The organism is Pseudomonas sp. Leaf58, from assembly GCF_003627215.1.
GTDB lineage: Bacteria > Pseudomonadota > Gammaproteobacteria > Pseudomonadales > Pseudomonadaceae > Aquipseudomonas.
On the sequence record NZ_CP032677.1, the window covers coordinates 1,462,493 to 1,487,098 of the forward strand.

Here is a 24,606-nt window from a genome sequence, read left to right on the forward strand (position 1 = left end):
ACGTCCTCCTTCGCAAGGAAGGAGGGGTCTATCAAGAAACTTGACCGTTTATATGCTGAGCGAGGCGGTCGAAGTGAGATTTCCACTGCCACGGAGCGTAGCGTGTCACATCATCAAGCGCAACCTCATAGTGTTGCTTGATGTAGTACGCATCCAGGTGGGCGTGAAACTCATCCACATTATTGAACTCGAAGAAGCGAGCGGTGTTCCTCGTTACTTCCCGGTGTGCAGCCACATCAGTAGCTATCACGGGAGTTCCATAGCTGAGGCTCTCCGCGAGTGGCATTCCCCAGCCCTCTACCTCCGCTGCGGTGACATAAGCCTTTGCGTGGGAGAGGGTGGTCTGGATTAGCTCGTCGCTGGCGCCACTAATAATCTCAATATTATTCTTTTTTGCGAGCTTTTGAAGCTCATTGAGCTCCTTGTCTTTAAGCCAGCCAACTTTACCGAAGATAATAAGCTTGTCGTCTTTAACCCTTCCTGGGTTCTTTTGACAATAATTATCCCACGCGCGAACAAGCCAAAGGTAGTTTTTTCGTGGCTCGATTGTTCCAATCGAGACAAAGTTTTTTCGTTGGCTTGCAGGGACTGATGACTTCTTAGTTAGCTCTTGAGATCCGATTTCAAGCACGCCAGCAACTGAAGATTTGCCATAGAGTTCTTCAAATTTCTCTTTGGTGTAAAAAGAGTTGGCGAAAATTAAATCTGAAAATGCTGCCATGTTGTCCATGCGAACTTTATGGGTCTTGTCTGTGCCCTCCACAAACAAGTGCGGGTGCGTCATTGGCAACAAATCATGAAGATAGAGGGCAACTTGGATGCCGTTGGCCTTCACGTGCTCAAAGAGTGCCCGCTTCTCTAAGCCGGTATGTCCGACATTAAGATAGCATGACTTGTGAAATACCTTGTTCCAGTGAATGCCCGTTGGGGCATCAACGGCATTCGCCGCCTCAAATTTCTTAAGGATTTTATCATGGAACAAGGCAACGAAGATGGTCGCCATGCTGCTAGGAACCTGAGGGGCCTTCGCTTTGATGAACTCAGCTTCGGATCTCACCGCTGCAAGTCGTTCCTTGAATTTCTTGCCTTTAAGTTCTCGAAGGAATTTAACAGTGCCTGTGGGTTTTGGCATCGGCTTAAGACGCAGAGATTTTGCCCACTCTTTTATAGAGTGTTCAATTGTCGGGTCTTCTTCACGGCCTTTTTCCCAGCGCTCAGCCAGGTATGCGACCACCTTTTCTACAAGATAGCGGGGGGCGCTAAAGAGCTCACTTCTTTTTTGGTAGGCAAAAAAGTGACCTTTTTCAAGCGAGTTCTTCGCATACTCAAACTCTACACGGTCAATGCCTGTTGGAGAGGATGCATTGACCCGATTAAAAATCCGAGTGATATCTAAATAAATCATGGTCAGCCCCATGACAGTCCAGATGCTGTACGGTACGGAGTGTTAGGCAATGGGTATACTGGAGTTGGGCCTTCAGCTCCTTTCAGTACATAGTCCCAGAAGCGTTTGTCGATAATGTTGCTTGGGAGAATATTATATTGGCCAAGCGCAATCTCCTCGCCGACGATTGGGAAAAGCTCAGGGTTTGGCAAGAACTTTGTTGGTTGGCAACCAAAGTACGCGGCTTCATGACAAATGCCAGAAGAGAGTGCGCAGAGGCGCAGCCCAGCGATGCTTAGCAAGTCATATGTTTCGGTAGGAATGACTTTGCCTTTCATTTTCTCCAAGGCGCTGGTGAGAGCAGGAGACATCTTTTCGTGGGGGTGATGCTTCAAGTAAAGGTTCTTAGGCTTCACTTCATCCAGCATTCTTTCGAGCGATTGAATGATGTAGGAATCGTCAATGATCTCGCCGTTCTTGATTCGAGATGAATCCACGGCGATTTGTGCGAAAAATACAAGGCCGTGCTCCGGATTCATGCGTCGGTGATAGCGACGTGCAGCCCGAGCCTTCATCAGACCGACATTTTGATCAATGTAGTCGCGGGTAGGGGCGACTGATTTCAGTCGGTTGTGAATCTGTGGATCGTTTGTCGCGGCTGCGAGGAAATAATCTGGAGCGAATCGAAGGGGATGCGTACAAAGGTTGATGTACCTTTTGCCTGCCTTATCAATGGCTTGCAATTGAGCTCGCGACAGTTCGTAGCCTATCACCAGTTCCGAGGAGCAGGACTCTAGGAAGAAGTCATGAGCAATCGAAATGCGCTCAAGATTGTCGTACAGGTAAGCCCAGCTATGTTGGTTCATAGCCATGCCAGATGCTTTGTAAACCGACTCCACACGGCGAATGTTTTCAGACGGTTCTACAGACGAGTTGTCTATCAAGCCTGTGGCGTACAGAAAATTCTGCAGCCAGCCCGCATTGCGAAGAAGAACGCCGTTGTCGCCATCTTTATTACGGAACCAGTCGAGCACTAATTTATTCAAGATCTTTCCCTGCTGCGGATCTAAGGCGTTAAATGTAGGTTGTGTTAAGCAGTGGTGCGGCCGTACCGATCTTCAAATCGCACGATATCGTCTTCGCCGAGATATGTGCCTGATTGAACTTCGATCATCTCAAGCGGAATTTTGCCCGGATTTTCCAGGGCGTGGATGACACCCACTGGAATGTAGGTTGATTGGTTCTCAGTCAAAAGAACGTCCTCTCCCCCAATAGTAACCTTTGCTGTGCCAGTTACTACAATCCAGTGTTCTGCGCGATGATGATGCATCTGTACTGATAGTTTCTGGCCTGGTGCGACGGTGATCCGTTTGACTTGATAGCGATTGCCATTATCAATCGAATCGTAGGCGCCCCATGGCCGGTAAACTTTCCGGTGATTGGTTGCTTCCGTGCGTTTGCTCTTCTTGATCCGGTCTACAATAAGCTTAACGTCTTGTGCCTTATCTTTTGAAGTTACCATCACGGCATCAGCTGTTTCGACAACTACTACATCATCGAGACCTAGGACACTAACCATGCGGTGTTCAGCATGAACATACGCATTGCGGGTCGCTTCCAGGATCACATCACCTTGAAACGCGTTGCCTTCTGCGTCCTTTTCCGTGATTTCCCAAACGGCCGACCAAGAACCCACATCGTTCCAACCGGCATCTAACGGTAATACTGCAACCTTGTCCGAACGCTCCATGACGGCATAGTCAATGGAGATGTTTTCTGCACACCCGAAGGCTTCAGCATTGAGTCGAGTGAAGTCAAGATCGCTCGTCGCAGTTTCAAGAGCGGCCTCTACAGCTTGAAGCACCTGTGGCGCATGAGCGCGCAACTCCTCGAGCATGACTGATGCCTTGAAAAGGAACATGCCACTATTCCAATAGTAGCGTCCATCCTCCAGGTATCCTTGTGCTGTTTCGAAGTCAGGCTTCTCGACAAATGCTTCCACGGGTTGTGCGGTTTGACATTTTTCTACGACGCGAATGTAACCATAGCCGGTTTCAGGTTTATTGGGGACGATCCCAAACGTCACAATGTTTCCGTTATTAGCGGCTACCGCACCAGCTTCAAATGCAGATTGTAGTGCTTCGATGTTGTCGATGGCGTGATCAGCCGGCAGCACCAAAAGTAGATCGTCTTTACCTGTGCTGAGCGCTTTGACTACAGCAGCCGCAATGGCTGGGGCGGTATTTCGACCACAGGGCTCGAGCAGGATAGCACTTGGTGAAACTCCAAGCTCCCGGCACTGTTCGGCGACTAGGAAGCGATGATCCTCGTTGCTTACAACAATCGGGGTCAGCGAAACGCTTTCAATTTTAGCCAAACGCAGCAGCGTTGACTGGAATAGTGAGTGCTCGCCACCAATGCTCAGGAACTGCTTTGGATGCATAGCGCGTGAGAGTGGCCAGAGGCGCGAACCAGAGCCGCCAGAAAGTACGACGGGGATCATCTTAATTTCCCTATTGCCGATGAAAAAGGTTAGTTGTAAGCGCCAGTGGCGCGGCCGAGCAGCATAGTTTGTACAATTGGAGAAATGACCTTCTGCCATTCGTATACAGCTGCATTTGTTACATAAATAGTGTCATCAGGTTTGATGGCAATCTGTCGTGCATAAAAGACCGCCGCCGGATCGCGCATGTTGAGGCGGAGCACGGTTGGCTTCGCATTTGTACCGCTCGCCATCCGGAACACGAACACGCCTTCTGGGTTGGCGTTTGCCTCACGCAGGCCGCCTACGCTGCCCAGCGCATCCAACAAGCTTGTGTTCTGGCTTGGTAGGTCTTTTAGGCCTGGTTCTGCCACTGCACCCATTGCTACAAAGCGTTGGCGTGCACGATCAAGTACTACTTCAGAATTGGGGCGCAGCACCATGTTGTTGCCGGCCAGCACATCTTCATAGTTGAACTGTTGTACTTGGGTACCTGTTCGCACGGTCACATTGACCAAGTGGGGTTCCAATACCGGGCCGCCTGCTTGGTTCACGGCATCCAGCAAGGTCAGTGGGCCCTGTAGAGTGCTGAAGCGCCCAGGAGTCTTCACGGCGCCAGCAACCAGTACGGAGCCAGAAAGGTCGCCGACCAGCTCAACATGGGTCTGAACGTCCGTGGTAATACCTTTGAGTTCGCGGCGAATCATGGTCTCAACTTGGTTGAGGGTCATGCCTGCAACAAACTGCCGGCCTACATATGGCAGCGAAAGCATGCCCTGCGCATCAATGCGTGACTTCAATTGGGTGCCGCCAGTTGCCAGAGGCGCAAACAGGGCGGACTCGGCTGGCGCTGTATCGGCAATCAGCACATTCAATGTGTCGCCTGCGGCCAAGCGCACTTCTGGTGGCTGTGGCTTGCTAACGGTGGCTAGCGAGGCGCGCGGGGCGCCTGCCAGATACGGGGCGATTGTGCTCGCATTGATATCCACGAGGTTGTACGCCTCGTTTTTGGTCTCAATCGTGCCCTTGTATGGCCCAGCACCAGAAATGGTGCCGCTGCAACCAGCCAGGCCCCACGTCGCCAGCGCCAAAGCTGCCACTTTCAAATTGAACGTCTTGGAGACAGCCAGGGATTTAATCACGATGATCCTCAATCGAAGCCAGAATGAAGCGAGTGATGCCGTACAGCATCAAAAGGCCAAGCAAGATAGTTGCCAGGTTGTACCAGCGCTCAGGATACAGAGCGAGCTGTGGGGTGTTGGGGCTGACCACTGTTACCAAGGTGCGAATCTTCTTGCTCGCTTCTACGCGGGCATTGTCGAGTGCAGCAACGGCAGTCTTGTAGGTTTCTTCGGCAATGCCGGCGTCAAGTGTCAGTTGCTGGAAGCGCGAAGCCACCACGTTCAGCTGAGAGCCCTGAGGCGAGGAAACCAGCAAGCGCTTTTCTTTGGCTAGCTGATGAGTAATGGCGTCTACTTTCTGCTTTTGCTGGCGAACTTGCGGGGCATCACTACGTAGCTTGAACGACATCTCGGTGAGAACGGCCTGCTCCTTGGTGTACTGGCTTTCAAGGTCGGCAATGATGGTGGCGCGGTTTTGCGCGGTGTTGCCGCCGTCCAGTACCTTGTTTTCGTTCTGGAAGTTCAATAGCTGGGTCTTGCGCTTGGAGTAGTTTACGCGCGCAGTCTCCAGCTCGCCTTGGGCGAACTTCATTTGCTCGCGGGCAATATTGTGGCTGACTTCGTTGACGAAGTGCTCGCTGGCTTGAAGAATCACACGCAGCATTTTCTCGGACAGCTCAGGGGTGAATGCCTGAACCTCAACGCGCAACAGGCCGGTGGTTTCGTCGTAGTGGGCCGATACCATCCGCTGGTAGTACTTAAGCAGTTCTTCGCGTGGGGCGTCTTTGTTGAGCCAGAAGAACGCGTCACTGCGCTGGGCGGCGTATTGTTCAATCCACTGGACGCGGTCTTCGAGCAGCAACATCATGTCCATCGACGTGATGTACTCGCGCAGGTAAAGGGTTTCTTCCCGCGAAGCCGGGTTGGTGCCAGTGAGGAGGGTGGCCAATCCAGGCATCTGGGCGCCCTGATTGCTGCCGTCCTGGCGTACCACTACCTGGGCGGAGCTGACGAAGCGGTCAGCAGCGAATACGCCGTAATACACGGCCGCCAGGATCATTGGTAAAACCACCATGGCGATCGCTAGGCGCCAGCCCTTCTTTTTACCCGTACTGCTCATAGTTGGATGCATCCTTGAAGTCGAACGGTGCTGCTTTGAATTGGGAATGGGTTGATCAGCTGCTGTAAGCCTTGACGCCTTCGGACACGTCTTCGAACACCTGGATTTCGCCGTTACGTACCAGCAGGACTACGTCGCAGAGTTTTTCGACTTCGGGCATGGTGTGGGTTACCAGCACGACGTTGGACTTCTGCAGTTTTTCCTGGAAAACCTCGTTGCACTTGCGTTTGAACTGCGCATCGCCTACCGACATTACTTCGTCGATCAGGTAGTAATCGAAGTCGAATGCCATGCTCAAGCCGAATGCCACCCGTGAGCGCATGCCTGAGGAGTAGGTCTTGATCGGTTCGTCTATCCAGTCACCGATTTCGGCAAACTCCTGTACGTAGCGAATCTTCTCGCGCATCGCTTCGCCAGTTGCACCATAAATGCGGCAGACGAATTTAATGTTATCGCGACCAGTCATGCTGCCCTGGAAACCACCCGTTAGACCGACCGGCCAAGAAATGCTGCGGTCAGTAATGATGGTGCCGGAGTCTGGCACGTCTGCGCCTCCGAGCAGGCGCATGAGCGTGGACTTGCCGGCACCGTTGCGACCGATAAGCCCAATATTCTTCCCTGGCGGGATGGCCAGCGACAGGTTGCGGAAGACATACCGCCGGCCGTTGGGCGTGAGGTACGACTTGGTTACGTTTCTGAGCTCGAACACGTTTGGCCTGTACTTAACCGTTCTTGGTGGAAATCAGGTGCATCCTGCGGGCGCGGTAGGCGCCCAGAGATAGGAACAGCAATACCACTGTGAAGCTGATGACGTAGGTCTCGGATACACCGTCGACCGGCGTGTAATGCGGCAGTACCTCGGCACGGATCAATTCGAGGATGTGCAGGAACGGGTTGAGCAGCAACACCGGCATCATGGCCTGGGGCAGATAGGAAGCGGGAATCAGCACGCCAGAGATGAAGTACAGTGGGAAGAAGGCCATGCGAATGACGATTTTCACGCTAGGAAGGGCGTGTGTGATCAGGGCTAGGAGCATTCCCAAGCCAAATGCGAAGAACAGGCCAAGCAGCAGAGTGGCAACCCATTGCAGTGGGCTGTGAATCGACATGTCGAAACCGACCCAGGCAAAACCGAACACCAAGATGGCGTATACCGTAACCGCAATGCAGGTTTCGACGATGACGCGGGCGATGTAGGTGTCTAGCGGTTTGATCTGTTTGTAACCAAACAGCGAGCGGTTTTCGCGAAGGCTGTCCATAAGGCGCAGGGCGGTATTGCGGTACAGCAGGAAGGGTGCCATGCCCACCAGGATGAACACCGGGTATTCAACGCCGGAAACGGTGCGGCCGCGCAACATCGCGAACAGCAGGGAAAAAAGAAGGAGGTGAACCAGCGGCTCCAGCAACATCCACAAGGCGCCCAAGCGGGTGTCGCCAACACGTGCACGTGCTTCGCGCAGGACTAAGGCGAAGATAACCGATTTCTGGATCTGTAGAGACGAACGAGCTTTCAAGATGGCGACCGCAAAGCAATGCAGCGCGCCTAAGCACGCCGGAATTCATCTTCAGGAAAGCCTCGCCCGTGGGCGATATAAGACGGATCTTCCGGAAACTTCCCTGTTCTAAGGGGCGGAAGGGTAAGCGTGAGAGGGCATAAGCGTCAAGGGACGGGCTGCAAATGCGACCGAAAGTTCTAATCCATTAGCGATATTCGAGACGAATGGCAGTGGAATGGATGATGGCATATTGCCTTATAAAAGGGAAGGGGTAGGTCTTCAAGGGGTTCGAGGTTCCCGTATGACGCAGCTTACCCACGTTTCTAACACTTTGAGGTGAACGGGTTCACATTGCGCCGCGTTGAAATAAGGGGGGCTCGCCGCCCGCACGGGAGCAGTGAGGTGGAGCGACGCCAGTTACAAGGGGGCCTGACAGGGGCTGCTTTACAGCCCCGTTTTCGGTTTTTTGTGAGGCACGCTAACGCTAGACAGCTCCAAAGCGCCCCGGAGGATGTCAGCAGAGTTAACCGTGAATCAGCCCGGCAATTTCAGCGACACGCTGGGCAACCAACGCTTCATCACCCCGGCTCTCAACGTTCAACCGCAGCAGCGGTTCGGTATTGGACCCACGCAAGCTAAACCGCCAGTCAGCAAATTCCACGCTGATCCCGTCGGTGCGATCAACGCTTGGGTCCTGCGGCAGGTAGAACGCCAGAATTTTCTCGATAGTGCTCTTCACATCGGCGACTTCATAGTTGATCTCGCCACTGCACGGGAACGCTGCGATTCGCTCGTCCACCAGTTGGGCCAAGCTCTTGCCAGTGCGGCTCATCAGCGCAGCAACCAGCAGCCATGGGATGTTGCCGCTGTCGCAGTAGGCAAAATCGCGGAAGTAGTGGTGGGCGCTCATTTCGCCGCCGTACACCGCGTCTTCAGCGCGCATGCGCTCTTTAATGAAAGCGTGGCCGGTCTTGCTCTGTATGGCCTGGCCGCCCGCGGCGCCCACTTGCTCGATAGTGTTCCAGGTCAGGCGCGGGTCGTGAATGATCTTGCTGCCAGGGTGCTTGGCCAGCAACATTTCGGCTAGCAACCCAACCACGTAGTAGCCTTCGATGAAGCGGCCTTGGTTATCGAAGAAGAAGCAGCGGTCGAAGTCGCCGTCGAACGCGATACCCATGGCGGCACCAGTTTCGAGCACGGCTCGGCGGGTAAGGTCGCGGTTTTCTGGCAACAGCGGGTTTGGAATGCCGTTGGGGAAGTTGCCGTCCGGCTCGCCGTTGATGATGGTGATGTCCAGCGGCAGGCGGGCTTTGAGCAATTCCAGCACCGGGCCAACAGCGCCGTTGCCAGGGTCAGCGAGTACCTTTAGCGGTGTGAGCGCGGCCACATCGATGTAGGTCAGCAGGTGGTCGATATAGGCGGTTTTGTCGAATGCCTCGCGCACGGTGCCCGGGGTAGCTGCTTGGGTGCCGAGTTCGCCCGCTTCGACGCGCTGGCGGATGTCGTTGAGGCCGGTGTCACCGCTGATCGGGCGCGACTGCTCACGTACCAGCTTCATGCCGTTGTAACCCTTGGGGTTGTGGCTGGCGGTGACCATGATGCCGCCGGCCGCCTGGTAATGGCTGGTGGCGAAGTAAACTTCTTCGGTGCCACACAGGCCGATGTCGATCACGTCGGCACCGCCTTCAGTCAGGCCTTTGATCAAGGCGCGGGACAGCCCAGGGCTTTCCAAGCGCATGTCGCGGCCGACCACGTAGCTGCGCCCGCCCAGCTGGGCCACCAGAGCGCGGCCAATGCGATAGGCGATGTCGTCGTTAAGGTCGGTCGGCACTTGGCCGCGGATGTCATAGGCTTTAAAGCAACGGGTCTGGATAGGTGCGTACATACATCTCTCAATGCGGCGCCTTCTGGAGGCACCGTCTAAAAGGGGATGGTGGGCAAAATGATTACCCGCATGAATTTTGGCACTGTACTTCGCTGAGGTAACCGTGGGCCGACGGTAAAGGCCTGGGTCAGGCACATAACCACTGTACTGGCCATTTGAAGAGGGCGATGCCGTCTTCGCCGAAACAGTCGCCGCTCTGCACTTCGAGCGGGACCGCGACATGATAACTGGAGTTTCCAAAGGATGCTTGGCGCTGGCACGGATGAAGTTATTTAGTTAGTTGCAGGTCTCTCGCTGTGCGCACTGTTTTGAAGGCAAGTCAGTACTCACTCCGGCGCGCGGCGTTATGCCTGGCGCCTTACGCGTTTGAATCGCTTGTCATCGGGACCTGTAGGCAAATCGGTGGACTTTGGTAGGCACCCACCTTCATGCAGTCGGGTATGTAGCTACAAGCGACGGACCCTGTCGCGGATACCGTTGGGTTGGCGTGGCGGAAAGAGAGGTCGGCCGTTTTTCTGGGTCAGCAAAGCTCAGCATTTTGTAGACCAATTCAGTAACCATTCGCCGCTGATGCTTGCTGTTTCATTACGGCTTTGAGCGCTAGGGTTGTCTGCGCAGCCGAGGGAAACCGGCTGCTTCAAACGACTAAACCCAAGGAGTGTTCACCATGCGTAATACCGTACTGTCCTACCTGCTGTTGCCGCTGTTTGCTGGTTTGTCCTTCTCTGTCAACGCAGCACCTGCAGGTGCCACGGCGGTGCCAGAGCCGGTGCCGGTGGTGCGGCAGGTAGCGCCTGAACAGGCACGGCTGGATTTGAACAAGGCCGATGCGTTGACGTTGCAGAAGGAGCTGAACGGGATCGGCAAGGCCAAGGCCGAGGCAATTGTGGCGTATCGCGAGGCCAATGGGCCGTTTGCTTCCGTGGATGAGTTGCTGGAGATCAAGGGGATTGGCAATGCGTTGCTGGAGCGTAACCGGGATAAGGTGATGGTGGAGTAAGGGAGGCGCTTGATGGATTGTGGGGGCGGGGTGAGTCCTTGAAAACGGCTGCGTGGTGGCTGGCACCGGCTTTGCCGGTGTTCGCGGGCAAGCCCGCTCCTACAGGTAGGGCGCCAGCCTTTTGGGTGGGCGATACGGGGCGATAGCGGCAGCAGAGTGGGCTACCTGTCCTGCGCATCCTTGGCATCGGCCTCGGCATTGCGCTCATGCACCTTGCGCAGTTGCTCGTCGGTCAGGGGCAGCTTTTTTGCGGTATCGCGCAGCAGCATCAGCCCGCCGACAATCGAACCGAGGGCTACGATAAGGATTAGCCAGGCATACCAGGGCATTGTCGTTCTCCTTGCTGGGGGGGTAATGGGCAGTGCTGTATAAATGTTGAACAGCTGCCCGGTCCGTTGGTTCAATTATAGAACTTGGCCATTGTCGGGCCAATTCCATGACCCGCGGCCCCCAAAGCCTGCGCCACTTCGTTTACAATGCGCGCCGTTTTCGACTTGCCAAGAGACCCTGCCCATGTCCGCCTGCCAGACGCCCCTGATCGTCGCCCTGGATTTCCCTACCCGTGAGGCCGCCCTGAAGCTGGCTGACCAGCTCGACCCTGCGCTGTGCCGGGTGAAGGTTGGCAAGGAGCTGTTCACCAGCAGCGCTTCGGGCATCGTCGAAACCCTGTGCGACAAGGGCTTCGAAGTGTTCCTGGACCTCAAGTTCCACGACATCCCCAACACCACGGCCATGGCGGTGAAGGCCGCTGCCGAGATGGGCGTGTGGATGGTCAACGTGCATTGCTCCGGCGGCCTGCGCATGATGGCGGCCTGCCGTGAAGAGCTGGCCAAGCGCAGCGGCCCGCAGCCGTTGCTGATTGGCGTGACTGTACTAACCAGCATGGAGCGTGAAGACCTGGCCGGTATCGGCCTGGATGTCGACCCGCAAGTGCAGGTGTTGCGCCTGGCCGCGTTGGCCGAGAAGGCGGGCATGGACGGTTTGGTGTGCTCGGCGCTGGAGGCCCCGGCGCTGAAGGCGGCGCACCCGTCGTTGCAACTGGTAACCCCAGGCATTCGCCCAGCGGGCAGTGCGCAGGATGACCAGCGCCGTATCCTCACCCCGCGCCAAGCGTTGGATGCCGGCTCGGATTACTTGGTGATCGGCCGGCCGATCAGCCAAGCCGCCGACCCGGCGCAGGCGCTGGCTGCGGTAGTGGCGGAGATTCGTGGGTAACTAGCCCGCGGTGTAGAGAAAGGCCAGCATGCGAGTGCTGGCCTTTTTTATTGGCAGTTGGTCGGTAGGCATACCCCTCGCGGCCTCACTCAATCTCCTCCTGCAGGCATGGCTAGCGGGCTGCCAGCCTGCATCATCGGCTCATGCCTTGGTGCCATCATTTTGATATCCTGCTGCCAGATTTTCTGCAGTTGGCTAGCTGTGGGAGCACATAGGGACAGCCTGGGGCCTCGAGGCTTCATGCAAGGAGATTTTTGATGCAGGAACAATCGATTGATCTGCTCCGTGATGAAGCCCGCAGGCTTCTCAGTTTGGGGTTGGGCTTGCTGCACCACTTGCAGGAAAGCGGGGGTGTCCTGGCTGATGATCAGGGTGATGAGCATCAGACGTTCAGCAAAACCAGTGTCTTCAAAGAGATCGATTATCTCGAAGGGGAACTGGCCAAGGTCGGCGAACTGAAGATGGTGCTGGCGGTTGTAGGGACCATGAAAGCCGGCAAATCGACCACCATCAATGCCATTGTTGGGCATGAAGTACTGCCCAACCGAAACCGGCCGATGACCGCCCTGCCGACGTTGATCGAACACACCCCGGGCCAGACCCAACCGGTGTTGGAACTGAAAAACTGCAAGCCCATCAATGACCTTATGGTGCAGTTGGGCAAGGTGATCTCGTCCGAGCGCGGTGACGCAGCGTTGCAGAACCTGGAACGCACCGATGACATGCTTGACCTGTTGCGGTTGATCGACCAGCGCGGCAGTTTCAACGCCTTATATGAAGGGTCAGAAAACATCTTCTGGTTCCTCAAAAGCCTTAACGACTTGGTACGGCTTGCTGCATGGCTGGGCGTCGAGTTCCCGTTTGGCAGCTATTCCAGCATCGAAGATTACCCGGTCATCCGCATCGAGTTCGCGCATATCGGGCAGGCGGCGGGCCAGGGCAAGTTGGCCCTGCTCGACACACCCGGCCCCAATGAAGCTGGCCAGCAGCACCTGCGCAAAATGCTCAAGGAGCAGTTGAAGAAGGCCTCGGCGGTACTGGCTGTAATGGACTTCACGCAGCTTAAGTCTGACGCCGATGAGCAGGTGCGAAAGGAGTTGGAGGAAATTGCCGACATCGCCGAAGGGCGCATGTTTGCCTTGGTGAACAAATTCGACCAACGCGACCGCAACGGCGACACTGCCGAGCAAACCCGTGCCTTCGTGGCCGAGTCGTTGATGAATGGCAGGCTCGATGCCGCAGACGTGTACCCCGTTTCTTCGCGGCTGGGGTACTTGGCCAGCCGTGCCCAGCAAGAAATTGCCAACCATGGCAAATTGCCTGAGCTTACGGAGGCGGGCAATACGTGGGTCGAAGACTTCGGCCAGCTGGTACTGGGCATGGACTGGGAAGACGCATTGCACAACCCGGATGCTGTACAGCGCGGCGCGAATATACTGTGGAAGAAATCCAATTTCGCCGAACCCTTGGAAAAAGTCATCTTCAAAGCCCACAAGCAGGCAGCGGTGATGGCGTTGTCTTCTGCGGCGTCGAAGCTGGTTGACACGTCGAGCCGCCTGGCGCGCTTTTTGGAAGTGCGTGATACCGCGCTGGCCAAGAGTGCCGAAGAGTTGCGAGAGCAGATTGGATCGCTGCGCGACGACATTGGCCGGATCGATCGCCTGGAAAAGGACAGCGAAGCGTCTTCAAAGGACGCGCTGGCGGAAATCAAGGGCGAGATGAGCCTGGCCTTCAACGACCTGGCAGTGGCCATCAAGGATGAGGTCGGCAAAGGGTTCAAGGCGGGAAAGCAACAAGAGCAAAAACAGGCCGCCGCGCGAATGCAGGAGCAGCCGTGGCAGAGCAAGGGCGGGCTCCTCAAGGGCGCGCTTAACGTCTGGTTTGGTGGCGAGCGGGCACGTGCCGCGCGCACAGGTTTCGACTTTGAATTTGATGAAGCCAGCCCTGTTATCAATTTTGATAAGCAGTCTCAGGCTGAAGCATTGCTGAAAAAAATTGAAAGCGCTGTGCAAAGCATCATCAGTGAAGGTGAAGTGGAACTGGTGAAGCGCATGGGCGAAATCCTCAAGGATTTCCGCAAGTCATTCGCCGAAAACATCGAAGCCAAAGCCAACCAGCTGATTGCGGACCTGAATGCACGGCTTAATCGCGGTGGGTTCGCCATCGATGTAAAAATCCCCGACACCAGCCCGCTGACACTTAAGTATGCCGCCAGTGAAATCCTGCGTGATTCGGTGGCCAGCAAGCAACGCAAAGTCACCCGTAGTCGCCGCAGCAAAGGTGCATGGGGCACCCTGTGCAGCTGGTTTGGTACGTCTGATTGGGGGTGGGAAGAGTACACCGTCAAGCAGGGCTATTACGCAGTCGATATCAACAAGGTTCGCACAGCCATCGACGCGTCAATCGAGCAACTGTTCAAAGACCTGGAAGCCTCTGCCGCTGACACTATCGCCCAGCCGCTCCAAGAGGGGCTTAATACCTTCTTCGTGCAACTTAAAGGCGGCATCGAGAGTATTCGAAGCGACCTGCAGCAAAGTATTCGCGATCAGCAACGCGGCCAGGACGAGCAAAGCGCGCTGGCGGGTTTGCTTACCCATTGCAAAGGCGTTGTCGCGCCCATCAAGCGCGACAGTGAAGAACTGCTGCGCGATGTAAGCCATGCGGGGGTGTCGGTATGAGCGATGCGCACAACCAAGACCTGCTTGGCGAAATGAGCGGGCTGTTTACCTGCCTGCCAGAAAAGTTCGTGGTGGACTTCGCCAACGGCATTGATGTGCTGCGCGAGCGCCAGCGGCACATGTCGACACGCACCGCCTTGTTCGACCGCCTTTACGATGGGTTTACCGGCAAAGCCGCCCAACACCAGGCTGAAATCAATGCAAGCCTCACCGATAGCGTCGAGGGGGCGTTGGATTGGCTGGTCGATTTGACTCAATCGTTGGCCAAGAGTAACCGCGCGATTTATCAGGTGCAGCTGCGGGTCAATGGGTTGAAGCACGACTTGGCTACGGTCGCCAACTACTCCGCCGATACCCGCTACGCGCTGGAACGGCTTGCGCAACACCTGGGCGATCGCTGCAACGCGTTAGAGCTGAAGGTTGCGCAGATTGACAGCACACAACGTGCGCAATTGCACCTTGACAGCATGATGGGCAAGTGGGGCGCCGGGCGGTTTGCAGGCCTTAGCCTCACCGGCCGTTGCTATGCGGTGCTGGAAGAACTGCGCTGGGGGGCATTCGGTGATCATTGCCTGGCCATTTCAGGGGCCGAACGCCAGCAATTGCTGGAAGACCTGGCTAACCGGGCAATCATCCAGTTGAGCCAGGATGCTCAGGTGGGGCAGGGCGAGCGTATTGCTACGCGCAGCCGCTGGCTAGCACGGCCAGCATTTGCCGAACCGTGGAGCGCTGGCGAAGACACCCTGGCTTACCTGGGGGACTGGTCGTGCCCTGATCGCTCGCCAATGACCTACGCCATTTCGCAGTCGCCTGAACAGCTACCGCTGCAGGTGCCGTTGCTGGGGTCTGCACGGCGCATGACGGAAGGCTTGGTCAGTGAAGTGTTCCTGGAGGCTTGCGTATGAGCGCAGCCATGAAGGTGGGCTTGGTGCTCTCGGGCGGGGGCGCCAAAGGCGCCTATCAGGTCGGTGTGTTGAAAGCCTTGCGTGAGCTAGGTGTTCGCATCGACGCCGTTTCGGGGGCCAGTATCGGCGCGCTGAACGGCGGCATTCTTGCCTCGGCGCCCTCATTGGATGTTGCCATTGAGCGCCTGGAGCAGTTGTGGGGGCGTTTGGCCGAACGCTCGCCGTTGAGCGTGAAAATGCCTGGCTATGTGTCATTGCTGGTGGCTGCAGGCCTACGCATCAATGGTGCCAGTGCAATTTTTGCGGCAGCTCAGGGTGCCAAGCAGTTGGCCAGCCGCTTTGATGTCGAACTGCCCGAGTGGCTGGACGGTTGGGAAGACGGCGTGCTGGATGACAAGCCGCTGCAGCAATTGATGGATGAATTTTTGGTCAGCAAAGACCTGGCAACGGGCCTGCCGTTATACGTTTCGCTGTACGAAAGCTTGGGCGGGTTCACCGATATTGCCCGTGCCGTATGCGCGGAGCTTGGGCTGGGCGATACGCCACAGTCGCAGTTTTTTCATATCCAGTCGATTGCTGATGTGGCCGAGCAGAAGCGGGTTCTGCTGGCCTCCGCGGCACTACCAGTCCTGTTCAAAACACGTCGGCATGCCGGGCAAAGCTGGTCAGACGGCGGGCAGGGCGGCTGGCAAACCATGCAGGGCAATACGCCGATTACCCCTTTGCTGGACGCGGGCTGTAATTTGCTTATCGTCACACACCTCAGTGACGGCTCTGTCTGGAGCCGGCAGCGCTTTCCGAACGCTACCGTCCTGGAGATTCGCCCCACCCGAAGCCTGGCACGTGCAACCGGGGCTGTGGCGGGTGTTCGCGATATGCTCGGTTTCGATGGCGAGAAGATCCCGTCGTGGATTGAGCAGGGTTACCAGGACACGCTCCACTGCGTAGGGCGCGTGATGAAAGCCCAGGGGGCGCGCAATGAGCTGCGGGCTTCAGAAGTGGCCTTGGCCGGCACTGATGGGGAATCCGCCCGTGCTGACCAGGTACTGGCCGACGCGATGTCTCGATTGAGGTAAGTGCTGTGTCTGGCGCGGGCAAGCCCGCGCCTACAACGACCGTGCCAGCGCCTGTTGAGCCTGTTTGAACGAAACACCAGCACCTGATGCACACACCACACACACGATAGGAATCAAGCCTTGTTTATTATCACCGCAATAATCCGGCTCATTTGGTCTCTCACCGTCGGATTGTTTTTTTTCGCGCTCGGGCTCATCTTGTTTTTGCTCTTTGACATTTTCAAGCCATCGTCCGACGTGGGCTACCGGATTCTAAATTCCATGTACAAATTCGGCAGCCTCGGCGTATTTAAAGGGCTTAGAATGGTGCAAGACCAATTCGATATCCGGGTCGAGAAGCGCCGCAGTCAAGCGGTCGAACAAAGCAATAAGGAGGGTGTGAATTAACACCGCGCGCGCTCGATCTGTGCACCCCCTCAAATCTCAAGGCGTGCACTTTGCGGGCGCGGCAGCCTGTCGGTTTTAATGCAGCTTGTTCTTGGCCAGCTCGATGTCGTTCATCAGGGCCTTGGCCATGGCCAGCAGGTAGTCGGCTGAGCCCAGTAACTTGTGGTCATCTTCCATGTCGCCTTCACGCACAAGGTGCTTGATGTAGCCCAGCAGCACTGACACGTGCTCGTAGGCATCATCGATCGGCACGCCGGGTTGTACGCGGAGCAGGTCCACGGTGGGGTTGCCGGCTTCCAGGAAGGTCTCAATGCCTGCGGTGAGGACGGGGGAGGGGGCGTTGTTTTTCATGGTGACACTCCAGTGCGTGATAGGAGCAACCACCTCGATCTTTCTCACGGATAAAGGTGGCAGCCATTGCGCGGGGTGAGAAACCGGTGCACTGAAGCCGGCCAGGCCGAAGCCTGCCCGCGAATGGCTGCCATTGAACAGTAGAGCAGCAGTGCACAACAGGTTCTCACACCCGGTCACCAACATGGCGACCCGGTGAAGTTAGACCTGGGGGATTTCCCCGGCAATTCAGCTGCGTCCGACCGCTGCGTAGGATAGTTCGCTTGATGCGTCGAGTTGAAGCGGTGGGGGCAAGGTTCAGGAAAGTCTGACGTTTTCTGAAGGGGCTGGTTCAGCCATTTGGAAAATGGCTGGGGCTGACAGGTGCATGCCTTGAGGTTTGTGGTGCCTGTGAGATCGAGCGCCGCCCGCGCGGCGCTTCGCGGCACAAGGCCGCTCCTACATCTGTTTCGGGCCAGTCACTCCTGTGAGGTCGCCTCTGTCCGCCATTTGGAAAATGGCTGGGGCTGGCAGGTGCATGCCTTGAGGTTTGTGGTGCCTGTGAGATCGAGCGCCGCCCGCGCGGCGCTTCGCGGCACAAGGCCGCTCCCACATCTGTTTCGGGCCAGTCACTGCTGTGAGGTCGCCTCTGTCCGCCATTTGGAAAATGGCTGGGGCTGGCAGGTGCATGCCTTGAGGTTTGTGGTGCCTGTGAGATCGAGCGCCGCCCGCGCGGCGCTTCGCGGCACAAGGCCGCTCCCACATCTGTTTCGGGCCAGTCACTCCTGTGAGGTCGCCTCTGTCCGCCATTTGGAAAATGGCTGGGGCTGACAGGTGCATGCCTTGAGGTTTGTGGTGCCTGTGAGATCGAGCGCCGCCCGCGCGGCGCTTCGCGGCACAAGGCCGCTCCCACATCTGTTTCGGGCCAGTCACTGCTGTGAGGTCGCCTCTGTCCGCCATTTGGAAAATGGCTGGGGCTGACAGGTGTATGCCTTGAGGTTTGTGGTGCCTGTGAGATCGAGCGCCGCCCGCGCGGCGCTTCGCGGCACAAGGCCGCTCCTACATCTGTTTCGGGCCAGTCACTGCTGTGAGGTCGCCTCTGTCCGCCATTTGGAAAATGGCTGGGGCTGACAGGTGCATGCCTTGAGGTTTGTGGTGCCTGTGAGATCGAGCGCCGCCCGCGCGGCGCTTCGCGGCACAAGGCCGCTCCCACATCTGTTTCGGGCCAGTCACTCCTGTTAGGTCGCCTCTGTCCGCCTTGTTTGTTCCATTCGATATCGAGAGGGGGGCGCTGCTCTTCATCAATCTTCAGTCATGCACCAAGGCTGCAACCCACCTGGCACAGGAATAATTGGCCCGAAACAGATGTGGGAGCGGGCTTGCCCCGCGAAGCGCCGCGCGGGCGGCGCTCGATCTCACAGGCACCACAAACTCAAGGCATGCACCACAAACCTCAAGGCATGCACCACAAACCTCAAGGCATGCACCCCAAACCTCAAGGCATGCACCCCAAACCTCAAGGCATGCACCTAAAAGCCCAAATACACCCCTCTCCAATCAAACCTTCAGCACCAACTTGCCAAAGTTCTCCCCACTGAACAGCTTCAGCAAAGTTTCGGGGAAGGTTTCCAGCCCCTCCACCACATCTTCTTTGCTCTTCACCTGCCCACTGGCCAGCCAGCCGGCCATTTCCTGCGCGGCCTTGCCGTACTCCTTGACGTAATCCATCACCACAAAGCCTTCCATGCGTGCGCGGTTCACCAGCAGCGACAGGTAGTTGGCCGGGCCTTTCACCGCTTCTTTGTTGTTGTACTGGCTGATCGCACCGCAAATCACGATGCGCGCCTTGAAGTTGATGCGGGTTAGCACGGCATCCAGAATGTCACCGCCAACGTTGTCGAAGTAAACGTCCACGCCTTTGGGGCATTCGCGCTTCAGCCCGGCCAATAGGTCTTCGGCTTTGTAGTCGATTACCCCGTCAAAACCCAGCTCATCTTTCAGGTACTGGCACTTCTCGGCGCCGCCGGCAATGCCGACCACGCGGCAGCCTTTGATTTTGGCAATTTGCCCCACAATGCTACCCACCGCGCCAGCCGCGCCAGACACCACTACGGTGTCGCCAGCCTTGGGCTGGCCCACGTCCAGCAGGGCAAAGTAGGCAGTCATGCCGGTCATGCCCAGCGCCGACAGGTAACGCGGCAGGGGCGCCAGGCTCGGGTCGATCTTGTGCAGGCCCTGTGGCTCACCGGTGAAGTAGTCCTGCACGCCGAGGGCACCGCTTACATGGTCGCCTGGCTGGTAGCCGGGGTGGTTGGAAGCGATTACCTCGCCCACGCCCAACGCCCGCATCACTTGGCCAAGGGCCACGGGCGGGATGTACGACTTGCCTTCGTTCATCCAGCCGCGCATGGCTGGGTCTAGCGACAGGTACAGGTTGCGCACCAGCACCTGGCCTTCGCCGGGTTGTTCGGCAGGCACGCTCTCGAAGCTGAAGTCGTCACGGCGCACGCTGCCGACCGGGCGCTTGGCAAGCAGGAAACGGCGGTTGGTCTGGGTCATGGCGGGTCCTTGGGGGCAATGGAGGGCTAAGCGTGTAAATCTAACCTGTTGATGAAGGCAGGTCCTTAACATCACTGACAGGCATGGTAGCCCAACCGGTGGGGTGATGATGCGGACCACCTTAAACCCACACGCTTTGGTGTCTCTAAGACCGAGCGCCGCCCGCGCGGCGCTTCGCGGGGCAAGCCCGCTCCCACATTTGTTTCGGGCAAATGATTCCTGTGTCAGGTGGGTGGCAGCCTTATTTGTTCCATTCGATATCGAGTGGGCGCCGCTGCTCTTCATCAATTTTCAGCCATGCACCAAAGCTGCAACCCACCTGCCCCAGGAGTAACTCGCCTGAAACAGATGTGGGAGCGGGCTTGCCCCGCGAAGCGCCGCGCGGGCGGCGCTCGACCTCACAGGCGCTGAATACCCTGCGGCGAGCCCCTGCCAGCCCTACCGCGGCCGTCGCTTATGGGCAGGGCACGCCTGAAGCCGTTGCGCTAAAAGCTGACACCCAGTTTTACCCCGTACTCATCGCGGGTCTGTTTGTCTGAGTCGGTCCTCAGAAACTGCCCGTCCAGCTCATAGTCGTATCGGCTGTAATACAGCGAAGCGAGTATAGGCACGCTGCCGTCTTGGTTGAACAGCACGCTAAGTTCGGCAAAGGGGTTGCTGGTATCTTTCAAATCCATGTCTTCACTGCTGATGCCATGTATTTCCAGTTGCGAATCGCCATTGATAACTTGGCGTATACCGGCTTCGAAACGCAGCGTGGCATTATTGAAGCGGTAGTTGTAACCGGCGGCAATCTTGGCGAACGGGGTGCGGTTGGTAAGGTCGACGTCATAGCGGCTGGTATTGGGTTGCAGCCGGTTCCATTTGTAGCCGGCGCCCAGCAGTACATCCAGCGAATGGCGCTCGCTCAGTGCTACCCGCCAGCCCAGGTCTAGCTCGGCCTGGCCGTCCTTGAGCCGCTGGTTCTGTTTTTTCGAGTACATACCGCTGGCTTCCGCGTGGTACACCAGGCCCGCCCTGGCCGTCATCTTGTTGCCGTAATTGATGAACAACCCGCCTTCGGGCATATGTTCGGTGTCATCACCACGGCCATTAAGTTCCAACAAGGTATAACTGCCTTGCACACCAACGGTTAGCAGCGGTGCTGTGGAAGTTGCTGCATGGCCAGTACTGGGGGCAATGACGAGCAGCAAGGGGGCGACCGCAGCAGTAAGGGCGGCTCTTTTCATAAAGAACTCCAGGGGCACACTACGGGTCCGGAGGGCGGGCCAGTTACGCATCACGATAGCGGTGTTTTTAAATTCGATAGTGGCTATTTAATAATTTTTAATGCCCCGTTATTGGCGCAAATTTAATGGCGTCAATGTCACTTTATAAATATAGGATTGGAATAAATTACGGCTGTGCTTGCTTCGATTTGATTAGCCCTTAGCTAATACGCCCGCTACTGCTCAACTAAAATTAATGGCTTGCCACGGGCAGTGGCGGCGAACATCAAAACCGACCTCTATCCAGCCAAAAGCGACAGCCCATAGCTATTTGACACTATTCTGGCGCCAGCCCCTTGTTCAGCGGCTGGCAACGTTGCCACCCTTGGCGCTTGAGGTAACCTCACAGGCTGAAAGGGGATCGGCAATGGTCGCGAGCAAACATGGTGTGCTGGCCAACCTGGGCATGGCTCGCAAACTCGGCCTGGGCTTTGCCCTGGTGCTGGCGCTAACCCTGGCGGTGGCAGCCATCGGCGTTGCGGCGCTGCACAGCGTGGGCCAGCGGTTCGACAGCTTGCGCCAGCTGGCGCAGTTCAATACCGACCTGTTGCGCTTGCGCCAGCACGAGCAGGCCTTTGCCCTGCGCTCCGACATGCAGCAGGCCGCCGCCTTGCGCAGTGGCCTGCAGGGCTTGGCCGAACGCGCCCGCGGGCTGCCGGCGTTAGCGGCGGCCGAAACCGACCTGGCGGCTTATGGCCAGGCGTTCGAAGCCTTCGTCGAGACGGTGCAGGCCAAGGAGCTGGCGCTGGACATGGCCAGCTGGTCGGTGTCCAGCGTGGCCAACAACCTCGATGTGTTGCAGGCCGGCCTGGCCGACGATGGTGTGTATACCCTCAAGCAGTCCCAGGGCCAGCAGGGCGGTGCGTTTCTGGAGCAGGCCGCGCAGGTGGCGCAGGTGTCGCGCTTGATGCTGCAAGCCATGGACGAAGCGCGCGTACGCCTAGAAAAAAGCCGCAAGGGCGAAGAGGGCGTAAGCCAGGAGCGCATCGCCCAAACCGTCGAGGCGGCCAGCCTGGTCAGCCAGTTGCAGGGCGCCGTTAGCGATGCCGGCTACCAGAGCGTGCTGGGCGAAGTGGCGACGCACATTGGCAGCTTTTCGGAAAAGCTCAACGAATACACCGACCAGCTGGCCCGCGAGCAAGGGCTGAAGGCCCAGCTGCAGGCAAGCGCCGAGCAGGTCACCGGGCGGGTCGAGCAGGCTTACCAGGGGCAGGAGCAAGCCTTGCAGGGCGACCTGCAACGCAATGCCGTGGCCATTGGCCTGGCCACGGCCTTGGCGCTGCTGGTGGGCGTACTGGCGGCCTGGTTGATTACCCGTGCCGTGGTCGGGCCGCTCAAGCAGGTGATTGGCCGTGCCCAGCGTATTGCTGCCGGTGAGCTGGGCTTTGACGCCCAGGCACCACGGCGTGACGAAGTTGGGCAACTGATGCAGGCCATGCAGCAGATGGCGGCGGGCCTGTCGGGCATTGTCAGTGGTTTGCAGCAGGGCATCGAGCAACTGGCCGGTAATGCGCAGGCGTTGTCGGCGGTGACCGAGCAGACCAACCGCGAGGTGGGCAGCCAGAAGGAAGAGACCGAACAGGTGGCCACCGCCATGCAGCAGATGACCGCCACCGTGCACGATGTGGCGCGCAATGCCGAAGAGGCAGCGCAGGCCGCCCAGGTGGCCGACGAAAAGGTTGACTCTGGGCAGCAGGTGGTGCGCCAGAGCATGCAGCGCATTGAACAACTGGCGGTGGCGGCGGAGGCTGCCAGCGCGGGTATCGACAGCCTCAGTGCCGAAATCCACACCATCGGCGACGTGCTGGAGGTGATCAAGAGCGTGGCCGAGCAGACCAACCTGCTGGCGCTGAACGCCGCCATCGAAGCGGCCCGGGCTGGCGAGCAGGGGCGTGGCTTTGCCGTGGTGGCCGATGAGGTACGCGCCCTGGCGCGGCGTACCCGGCAGTCGACCGAGCAGATCGAGACCCTGGTTGCCAGCTTGCGCGGCAATGCCCAACAGTCGGTGACGCAGATTCGCGGCAGTACCGAGTTGGTGCGCCTGGCGGTGGCCGATGCGCTGCAAACTGAAAGCGCGCTGGGCAGCATTGCTGCGGCGGTGTCATTGATTCAGCAAATGAACCAGCAAATTGCCGCGGCGGCCGAGCAGCAAAGCTCGGTGGCGGAAGAAATTAGCCGCAGTGTCACGCAGATTCGTGGCAGTGCCGACCAGGCGGCGTTGGCGATGCAGGACAATGCCCGGTCGAGTGTCGAGCTGGCGCAGCTGGGTACCGACCTGAAGGGGATGGTCGGGCATTTCAGGTTGTGAGCCTGGCCCGCGCGTGTTGTCGCCTGTACGGGCCTCTTCGCGGGTAAACCCGCTCCTACGAGGGATGTGCTACCTGTGTAGGGGCGGGTTTACCCGCGAGGAGGCCGGTTCAGGCTATGAAAAACTTCAGAGCTTGCGCGGGTTGAGGATCAGCAAGGTCAACACCCCCGCCACAATCCCCCAAAACGCCGAGCCGATCGAGAACAAGGTCAGCCCCGAAGCGGTGACCATGAAGGTAATCAACGCCGCCTCGCGCTCGCGCGCTTCGCTCATGGCCACCGTCAGCCCGTTCATGATCGAGCCGAACAACGCCAGCGCTGCAATCGACAACACCAGCTCTTTCGGCAACGCCGCAAACAGCGCCGCCAAGGTGGCGCCGAACACCCCGGCTATACCGTAGAAAACCCCACACCACACCGCCGCGGTATAACGCTTGGCTGGGTCTTCATGGGCATGCGGCCCGGTGCAAATCGCTGCGCTGATCGCCGCCAGGTTGACCCCGTGCGAGCCGAACGGCGCCAGCAGCAGCGAGGCAAAGCCGGTGGCCGAAATCAGCGGTGAGGCCGGCACCTGGTAGCCATCGGCACGCAGCACGGCCACGCCGGGCATGTTCTGCGAGGTCATGGCCACCACAAACAGCGGAATGCCAATGCTGATGGTCGCCGCCAGCGAGAAGCTCGGGGTAGTCCACACCGGCGTGGCAACTTCCAGGCGGAAACTGCTGAAGTCCAGCAGGCCCAGGGCGCCGGACAACGCCGTGCCCACCAGCAGCGCGGCCAGCACGCAGTACCGCGGCGACAGGCGCTTGACCAGCAGGTAGCTGAAGAACATGCCCAGTACCAACAAGGTGCGGTGCTGGGCCGCGACAAAAATTTCGCTGCCGATTTTGAACAGGATGCCCGCCAGCAGCGCCGAGGCCAGCGAACCCGGGATGCGTTTGACCAGGCGCTCGAAGCTGCCGGTAAGGCCACAAATTAGCACCAGCACGGCGCAGGTGATGTAGGCACCAATCGCCTCGCCATAGCTCACCCCGCCCAGGCTGGTGATCAACAAGGCGGCGCCGGGGGTGGACCAGGCCACGGTGATCGGGGTGCGGTAGCGCAACGACAGGCCGATGCTGCACACCGCCATGCCAATCGACAGCGCCCAGATCCACGAAGAAATTTGCGCGGTGGTTAGCCCGGCCGCCTGGCCTGCCTGAAACATCAGCACCAGCGAACTGGTGTAGCCGGTAAGCATGGCAATGAAGCCGGCGACGACCGCTGACGGGGAGGTATCTGCCAGGGGCCGCAGGCGTGCGGATGTGGCGTCGGTCATGAACAAAATCCTTGTAAAGGTGTAAGCAGTTTTTTCAGACTAACGTGAGCAAGGTTGATCCTTGCCATACAGCGG

20 protein-coding genes and 1 pseudogene are annotated in these 24,606 nt (G+C 57.8%); 8 read left to right on the top strand and 13 right to left on the bottom strand.

What is annotated here, in order from left to right:
• Positions 1-31: 31 nt before the first annotated feature.
• The 8 genes from DV532_RS06765 to DV532_RS06800 form a co-directional block, all read right to left on the bottom strand.
• Positions 32-1,405, bottom strand: coding sequence for a glycosyltransferase (locus tag DV532_RS06765; protein ID WP_162241150.1), 1,374 nt, complete (start codon positions 1,403-1,405; stop codon positions 32-34).
• Positions 1,406-1,407: 2 nt separating this feature from the next.
• Complete coding sequence (locus tag DV532_RS06770) at positions 1,408-2,430, bottom strand: hypothetical protein (protein ID WP_156676020.1); 1,023 nt, start codon at positions 2,428-2,430, stop codon at positions 1,408-1,410.
• A 44-nt stretch (positions 2,431-2,474) separates the two neighbouring features.
• Complete coding sequence (locus DV532_RS06775) at positions 2,475-3,887, bottom strand: mannose-1-phosphate guanylyltransferase/mannose-6-phosphate isomerase (protein WP_056807253.1); 1,413 nt, start codon at positions 3,885-3,887, stop codon at positions 2,475-2,477.
• Positions 3,888-3,916: 29 nt separating this feature from the next.
• Positions 3,917-5,008 carry a polysaccharide biosynthesis/export family protein gene (locus DV532_RS06780; RefSeq protein ID WP_056807250.1) on the bottom strand — a complete coding sequence of 364 codons (1,092 nt, stop codon included), beginning with the start codon at positions 5,006-5,008 and terminating at the stop codon, positions 3,917-3,919.
• A complete protein-coding gene (locus tag DV532_RS06785) occupies positions 5,001-6,107 on the bottom strand; it encodes an ABC transporter permease (RefSeq protein ID WP_056807246.1) in 1,107 nt (368 codons plus the stop codon). The genes DV532_RS06780 and DV532_RS06785 overlap by 8 nt, the downstream gene beginning before the upstream one ends.
• 55 nt (positions 6,108-6,162) lie before the next feature.
• Positions 6,163-6,816 (bottom strand): ABC transporter ATP-binding protein, encoded by a 654-nt coding sequence (locus DV532_RS06790; RefSeq protein ID WP_056807244.1) that lies wholly within the window; start codon positions 6,814-6,816, stop codon positions 6,163-6,165.
• 13 nt (positions 6,817-6,829) lie between these two features.
• Positions 6,830-7,621, bottom strand: a complete 792-nt coding sequence (locus tag DV532_RS06795) for an ABC transporter permease (RefSeq protein ID WP_082477198.1) — start codon at positions 7,619-7,621, stop codon at positions 6,830-6,832.
• A gap of 505 nt (positions 7,622-8,126) precedes the next feature.
• Entirely contained in the window at positions 8,127-9,488 is a 1,362-nt protein-coding gene (locus DV532_RS06800) for a phosphomannomutase/phosphoglucomutase (RefSeq protein WP_056807241.1), read from the bottom strand.
• A gap of 667 nt (positions 9,489-10,155) precedes the next feature.
• Here DV532_RS06800 and DV532_RS06805 point away from each other — a divergent pair.
• Complete coding sequence (locus tag DV532_RS06805; protein WP_056807238.1) at positions 10,156-10,488, top strand: ComEA family DNA-binding protein; 333 nt, start codon at positions 10,156-10,158, stop codon at positions 10,486-10,488.
• A 161-nt stretch (positions 10,489-10,649) separates the two neighbouring features.
• On the opposite strand, the gene DV532_RS06810 is transcribed toward DV532_RS06805, so the two are convergent.
• The gene (locus DV532_RS06810) at positions 10,650-10,817 is read right to left on the bottom strand and encodes a DUF2897 family protein (RefSeq protein WP_082477196.1); all 168 of its coding nucleotides are present in this window, start codon (positions 10,815-10,817) and stop codon (positions 10,650-10,652) included.
• 184 nt (positions 10,818-11,001) lie between these two features.
• On the opposite strand from DV532_RS06810, the gene pyrF reads away from it, so the two are divergent.
• The 5 genes from pyrF (at position 11,002) to DV532_RS06835 (ending at position 16,749) form a co-directional block, all read left to right on the top strand.
• The gene (gene pyrF / locus DV532_RS06815; protein WP_056807236.1) at positions 11,002-11,703 is read left to right on the top strand and encodes an orotidine-5'-phosphate decarboxylase; all 702 of its coding nucleotides are present in this window, start codon (positions 11,002-11,004) and stop codon (positions 11,701-11,703) included.
• Positions 11,704-11,960: 257 nt separating this feature from the next.
• Positions 11,961-14,381, top strand: a complete 2,421-nt coding sequence (locus DV532_RS06820) for a dynamin family protein (protein WP_056807233.1) — start codon at positions 11,961-11,963, stop codon at positions 14,379-14,381.
• Positions 14,378-15,286 (top strand): diguanylate cyclase regulator RdcB family protein, encoded by a 909-nt coding sequence (locus tag DV532_RS06825; protein ID WP_056807230.1) that lies wholly within the window; start codon positions 14,378-14,380, stop codon positions 15,284-15,286. The genes DV532_RS06820 and DV532_RS06825 overlap by 4 nt, the downstream gene beginning before the upstream one ends.
• Positions 15,283-16,362 (top strand): patatin-like phospholipase family protein, encoded by a 1,080-nt coding sequence (locus DV532_RS06830; RefSeq protein ID WP_056807226.1) that lies wholly within the window; start codon positions 15,283-15,285, stop codon positions 16,360-16,362. The genes DV532_RS06825 and DV532_RS06830 overlap by 4 nt, the downstream gene beginning before the upstream one ends.
• A 120-nt stretch (positions 16,363-16,482) precedes the next feature.
• Positions 16,483-16,749, top strand: coding sequence for a hypothetical protein (locus DV532_RS06835; protein WP_056807222.1), 267 nt, complete (start codon positions 16,483-16,485; stop codon positions 16,747-16,749).
• 75 nt (positions 16,750-16,824) lie between these two features.
• Here the strand turns inward: DV532_RS06835 and DV532_RS06840 are convergent, their stop codons facing one another.
• The 3 genes from DV532_RS06840 to DV532_RS06855 all read right to left on the bottom strand — a co-directional run bounded on the left by DV532_RS06840 (position 16,825) and on the right by DV532_RS06855 (position 20,867).
• Complete coding sequence (locus tag DV532_RS06840) at positions 16,825-17,100, bottom strand: DUF3077 domain-containing protein (protein WP_056807220.1); 276 nt, start codon at positions 17,098-17,100, stop codon at positions 16,825-16,827.
• Positions 17,101-18,636: 1,536 nt separating this feature from the next.
• Positions 18,637-19,638, bottom strand: coding sequence for an NADP-dependent oxidoreductase (locus DV532_RS06850; RefSeq protein ID WP_056797514.1), 1,002 nt, complete (start codon positions 19,636-19,638; stop codon positions 18,637-18,639).
• Between the two features lie 485 nt (positions 19,639-20,123).
• Positions 20,124-20,867 (bottom strand): outer membrane beta-barrel protein, encoded by a 744-nt coding sequence (locus DV532_RS06855; protein WP_056797512.1) that lies wholly within the window; start codon positions 20,865-20,867, stop codon positions 20,124-20,126.
• Positions 20,868-21,825: 958 nt separating this feature from the next.
• Here DV532_RS06855 and DV532_RS31150 point away from each other — a divergent pair.
• Positions 21,826-22,353: pseudogene (locus DV532_RS31150) on the top strand (HAMP domain-containing protein); the annotation flags it as partial.
• A complete protein-coding gene (locus tag DV532_RS31155) occupies positions 22,351-23,214 on the top strand; it encodes a methyl-accepting chemotaxis protein (protein WP_372339993.1) in 864 nt (287 codons plus the stop codon). The pseudogene DV532_RS31150 and the gene DV532_RS31155, both read left to right, overlap by 3 nt.
• Positions 23,215-23,340: 126 nt before the next feature.
• Here DV532_RS31155 and DV532_RS06865 read toward each other — a convergent pair whose 3' ends face one another.
• Complete coding sequence (locus DV532_RS06865) at positions 23,341-24,531, bottom strand: benzoate/H(+) symporter BenE family transporter (RefSeq protein ID WP_056797506.1); 1,191 nt, start codon at positions 24,529-24,531, stop codon at positions 23,341-23,343.
• Positions 24,532-24,606: the final 75 nt, after the last annotated feature.